Here is a 4204-nt window from a genome sequence, read left to right as displayed (position 1 = left end):
GCGTACCTGGCGCAAGCCGCTGGCTTTCAGGCAGGCGGCACGCACCATGGCGTCGTGCGCCTGAGATCGAAAAGGCGTACGAGCGCGATGCGCGGCGGATCAAGACCAAGCCGAGTAAGGCGGCCAAGGCGCGGCGGGTAGACGAGAAGAAGGGCCGGTCCGCGGTGAAGGCGGGCCGCGGCAAGGTGCGGGTCGAGTGACGGACCGGGTCGATGTGCTGACCGCCGCGCTGGACGCGGAAGGCTCGGCGGCGCATCGCGACAAGCTGGGACCGAGTTTCGGCATCGTCACCGCCGACCGGGCGATCGGCGGGAAGAAGGATCCAGCCTCGCGCAAGGCGGCGCGCGAGGTGGCCGCGCGGCTCGCGGCATCGGACGACAGGACCGCGCGCTGGAACGGCAAGGACGCCTTGCGCGCCTTTGCCAAGGCCGATGCCAAAGGGCACTGCGGGCTGATCCGCGCGTTGGAGGGCGCATGACGCATCGTTTCCCGCTCGCCCTTCCGCTGATCGTCGCCGCCTGTTCGCAGGAGCCCGCTGCGCCGCCGGCCAATGAGGATGTCGAGCGGCCGACCGCGCCCGGACCGGAGGCGCCGCTGCCCACTCCGAAGGCGTCGCCAGTCGTCGACGCAGGGACGATTCCGGCCGCCTTCCGCGGCGAGTGGAACCGCGTGCCCGCCGATTGCGGCAAGGGCAGCAACGACAGCCGGCTGCGGATCGAGGCCAAGCGGCTGCGCTTCTACGAGAGCAGCGGCGACGTGATCGCGGTGCATGGCGAGGGACGCACGATCACGGTGCGCGCGCGCTACTCGGGCGAGGGCCAGACCTGGGAGGATGCGCGCAGCTTCACTTTGTCGCAGGACGGCGAGACGCTGAGCGCCGACGGGATCGAGCGGACCCGCTGCCGCTGAGCCCTTGCAAGCGGCGCTGCGCCGCGCCACCTGCGAAGCCATGTACAGCTTCGACATCGCCGCCGGGTCCAAGGCCGAGCTCTATCGCGATCTCCACGCCGCGCTCGACGCGCTGACCGCGGGGGAGGACGATGCGGTCGCCAACATGGCCAATGCCGCGTCGCTGATCTGGCAGTATCTGCCCGACCTCAACTGGGTGGGCTTCTACCGCAACGTCGAGGGCGAGCTGGTGCTCGGGCCGTTCCAGGGCAAGGCAGCGTGCATCCGCATCCCGTTCGGCAAGGGCGTGTGCGGGGCAGCGGCGGCGAGCGGCGAGACTCAGCTGGTCGAGGACGTCCATGCCTTTCCCGGCCACATCGCCTGCGACGCCGCGAGCAATGCCGAGCTGGTCGTGCCGATCACGCACGAGGGTCGACTGCTCGGCGTGCTCGACCTCGACAGTCCGGTGCGCGGGCGGTTCGATGCCGCGGACGCCGCCGGCTGCGAGGCGCTGATGACGCTGCTGGGCCCGCGAATCGCGCGTTAACGCCCGCCCGCGCTGTTTCGAATCGGTACGTGCATCGGCCGTCTTCGCCGCTCGACATTAAGTCCTTGACCCAATTCGGGACTTCCTTAACCACAGGCCTTCGTGGTCGCCTCCCCCTGGAGGTGTTAAGAAATGGTGAAGATTCGTGCGCTTTCCCTGGGCCAGCGCGCGCCGGCAAAGGAGCTGTGATCGCCATGCGTACCGCTACCCTGATCGTCGCTGCGGTGAGCAGCCTGTCGCTCGCCGCGCCAGCGGTTGCGCAACAGCGCAGCATGCAGGGCGCGCGCCCGGCGATGCAGGCGCCGCGGATGCCCTCGACGTCGATCCCGCGAATGAGCCCGCCGCAGCGCGGCAATTGGACTCGTCCGAATGTGCCGCGTCCCGGCGGATGGAAGCCCAATCCGGGCTCGCCGCGTCCGGGTGGTTGGCAGCCGGGTCGGCCACCGCAGGGCGGCTGGCATCCGGGCAAGCCGCCGCAGGGTGGATGGAAGCCGGGCAAGCCCGGTCACTGGAATCCGGGAAAGCCAGGCCACTGGAACCCGGGCAAGCCGGGTGGCTGGAAGCCCGGCATGCATCGGCCCGGTTGGCGCTGGGGCGAGAAGATCCGCGGGCGGTGGCATGCGGGCTGGAAGGCGCCCGGCGGCTGGGGCGCCTATCGCCGCCCGGTGCGCGGCTGGGTGCTGCCAAGCTACTGGATCGGCGGCGGCTTCTGGATCAGCGACTGGTCAAGCTGGGGGCTGAGCAGCCCGCCCTATGGCTATAACTGGGTGCGGTATTACGACGACGCGGTGCTGGTCGATAATGGCGGGCGCGTGTGGGATTCGGTGAGCGGGCTCGACTGGGACCGCGACGATTACGGCTATGACGGCGACTACGCCTATGAGGGCGACGACCGCGGCTATGAAGGCGACGGCTATTACGAGGGCGACGAATATGATCGCGGTCCCGGCGCCGGCTATGACGCGCCCGATTATCGCGACGACGACGATGCCTATCATGGGGCCTATAGCGAGACGCGCCGGGTCCACGCGGTGCCGGCGCAACCGCTGCGCTGCGTCGCCAACTGCCATGGCGGCTATGCCTATGGCGGCGGCTATTATTACGGGGCGCCGACGACCACGACGGTGGTGATCCAGTCGGCGCCGGTGGTGACCACCACGGTGACCGAGACGGTCGAGGAAGTCACCTATGGCGGCGGTACCCGCGTGGTGCGCCGTGCCCCGTCGAAGACGCTCTATCGCGCGCCGGTGAAGGTCAAGAGCAAGACCTGTTATTGCCGTTGAAGCGCTGCCCGCCGCCGTCCGCCTGGGGGGAGGGCGGCGGCGGGTTTTATGACTAGCGCGGCGGGCGGGTGCCGAAGGTGACGATGCTCTCGCTGCCGTCCTCGGCGACCGCCGAGACGCCGACGAAATGGTCGTCGACCGGAACGTCCTTGAGCACCGTCTCGGTACGCCCGGCGACACCGCGCACCTCGCTCCAGTCCTGCGTGTCGTTGCGGCGCCAGTAGACGCGATAGCCTTTCGCGCCGGGCACCGGGTTCCACTTCACCTTGACGTCGTGCGAGAGCGCGCCATCGAGCACCACGCCTGACGGTGCGTCGGGCGCATTGGCGAGGCGGCGGATCGTCGCGACGTTGAGCGCCGTCACCTTGGCGAGATAGGGAAAGTCCATCTTGTCGACCGTGTCCCCATAGACTCGGCCGTTCTCGGTGCGCAGGTCCTGGTGCTGCTGGTCGTAATTCTCGGCGCCGACCGAGAAGCGTACGGCGGGGAAGCCGAGGCGCAGGAACGGCTCGTGGTCGCCGCCGCGGCCGAAGCGGTCGGGGCGGCGGACGATGAAGGCGTCGAGCGCGTCCGGCGACTCCTTGCGCATCTCGTCCGCGACCTTGTCGATCGTCTTGGCGAGCGCACGGCTGGGGCCGTCATCCTCGCCGCCGTCGCCGCGGCGCTTGATCTGCTCCTCGAGCGTCTCGGACGCGCGGATGCCTTCGGAGAAGACACGTACGCGATCGGCGACGCGGACGCCGTTCTGGCCCATGGTGTTGCCGACGATGTCGTTGTTGAGCACCGCGATCACGGTCCAGCCGCGCTCCTTCGCGGTTTCCGCGAGCAAAGTGCCGCCCATCAGGCCCTGCTCCTCCCCCGACAGGGCGGCATAGATGATCGTCGCCTTGTGCTTTTCCTTGGAAAGGATGCGCGCGGCCTCGATCACCAGCGCGACGCCCGAGGCGTCGTCATTGGCGCCGGGCGCGTCGGCGGTGAAGTTCATCACGTCGGTGACGCGGCTGTCGATATGGCCCTGGACGATGACGACGCGCTTGGTGTCCTCGCCGGCCTGGAAGCCGAGCACGTTGACCACTTCGACCCCGTTCGGCGCGCGCGGGCCGGTGAAGGTGCGCGCGATGTTGGCGACCTCGATGCACTTGCACGCCTCGCCGATGCGGTTGAGCTCGTCCGCCGCCCATTTGCGCGCGGCGCCGATGCCGCGGACCGGATCGGTGGCGGAAGAGAGGGTGTGGCGCGTGCCGAAACTCACCAGCTTCTCGACATCGGCCTTGAGGCGTTGGGGGCTGGGGGATTCCTGAGCGGCGGCGGGGGCTGCGGCGAGCAGCGCGAGGAGCGGGAGGTGACGCATGGCGGTCAGCTTAGCCGGTCGATCGCATCGCGGTCGAGGCTTCCCGGGATGATCATCAGCGGGATCGGCAGCGCGGCCATGTCGCCGCCGGTGAAGTGGCTGACCAGCGCGCCGGGCTTGCCGCCGGTCGCGGCG

General features: G+C 69.4%; 5 protein-coding genes and 2 pseudogenes. 5 read left to right on the top strand and 2 right to left on the bottom strand.

The features are described 5' to 3' along the window. From ABDV68_RS18485 to ABDV68_RS18465, 5 genes and pseudogenes are all read left to right on the top strand, one after another. A pseudogene (locus ABDV68_RS18485) lies at positions 1-200 on the top strand (hypothetical protein); the annotation flags it as partial. Next, entirely contained in the window at positions 197-478 is a 282-nt protein-coding gene (locus ABDV68_RS18480) for a hypothetical protein (protein ID WP_343521562.1), read from the top strand. The pseudogene ABDV68_RS18485 and the gene ABDV68_RS18480, both read left to right, overlap by 4 nt. Continuing rightward, positions 475-909: a hypothetical protein gene (locus tag ABDV68_RS18475; protein ID WP_343521561.1), complete on the top strand. Its 435-nt coding sequence runs from the start codon at positions 475-477 to the stop codon at positions 907-909. The genes ABDV68_RS18480 and ABDV68_RS18475 overlap by 4 nt, the downstream gene beginning before the upstream one ends. A gap of 40 nt (positions 910-949) precedes the next feature. Then, on the top strand, positions 950-1435 hold the full coding sequence (locus tag ABDV68_RS18470; RefSeq protein ID WP_343521560.1) for a GAF domain-containing protein: 486 nt from the start codon (positions 950-952) through the stop codon (positions 1433-1435). A gap of 194 nt (positions 1436-1629) precedes the next feature. After that, positions 1630-2718, top strand: a complete 1089-nt coding sequence (locus ABDV68_RS18465) for an RcnB family protein (RefSeq protein WP_343521559.1) — start codon at positions 1630-1632, stop codon at positions 2716-2718. A gap of 52 nt (positions 2719-2770) precedes the next feature. Here the strand turns inward: ABDV68_RS18465 and ABDV68_RS18460 are convergent, their stop codons facing one another. Next, positions 2771-4069: a M28 family metallopeptidase gene (locus ABDV68_RS18460; protein WP_343521558.1), complete on the bottom strand. Its 1299-nt coding sequence runs from the start codon at positions 4067-4069 to the stop codon at positions 2771-2773. Positions 4070-4074: 5 nt separating this feature from the next. Then, positions 4075-4204 (bottom strand): annotated as a pseudogene (locus ABDV68_RS18455) (universal stress protein); the annotation flags it as partial.

Origin of the sequence: Sphingomonas sp., assembly GCF_039595165.1 — a bacterium.
Taxonomy (GTDB): domain Bacteria; phylum Pseudomonadota; class Alphaproteobacteria; order Sphingomonadales; family Sphingomonadaceae; genus Sphingomonas.
Note: the sequence above shows the minus strand (reverse complement) of the source record. Positions and strands in the feature narration are given on the sequence as shown.

Excerpts from the sequence above, each read along its gene's own strand:
- ABDV68_RS18465 (WP_343521559.1), top strand. The coding sequence starts at position 1,630 with ATGCGTACCGCTACCCTGATCGTCGCTGCGGTGAGCAGCCTGTCGCTC.
- ABDV68_RS18470 (WP_343521560.1), top strand. The coding sequence starts at position 950 with ATGTACAGCTTCGACATCGCCGCCGGGTCCAAGGCCGAGCTCTATCGC.
- ABDV68_RS18475 (WP_343521561.1), top strand. The coding sequence starts at position 475 with ATGACGCATCGTTTCCCGCTCGCCCTTCCGCTGATCGTCGCCGCCTGT.
- ABDV68_RS18460 (WP_343521558.1), bottom strand. The coding sequence starts at position 4,069 with ATGCGTCACCTCCCGCTCCTCGCGCTGCTCGCCGCAGCCCCCGCCGCC.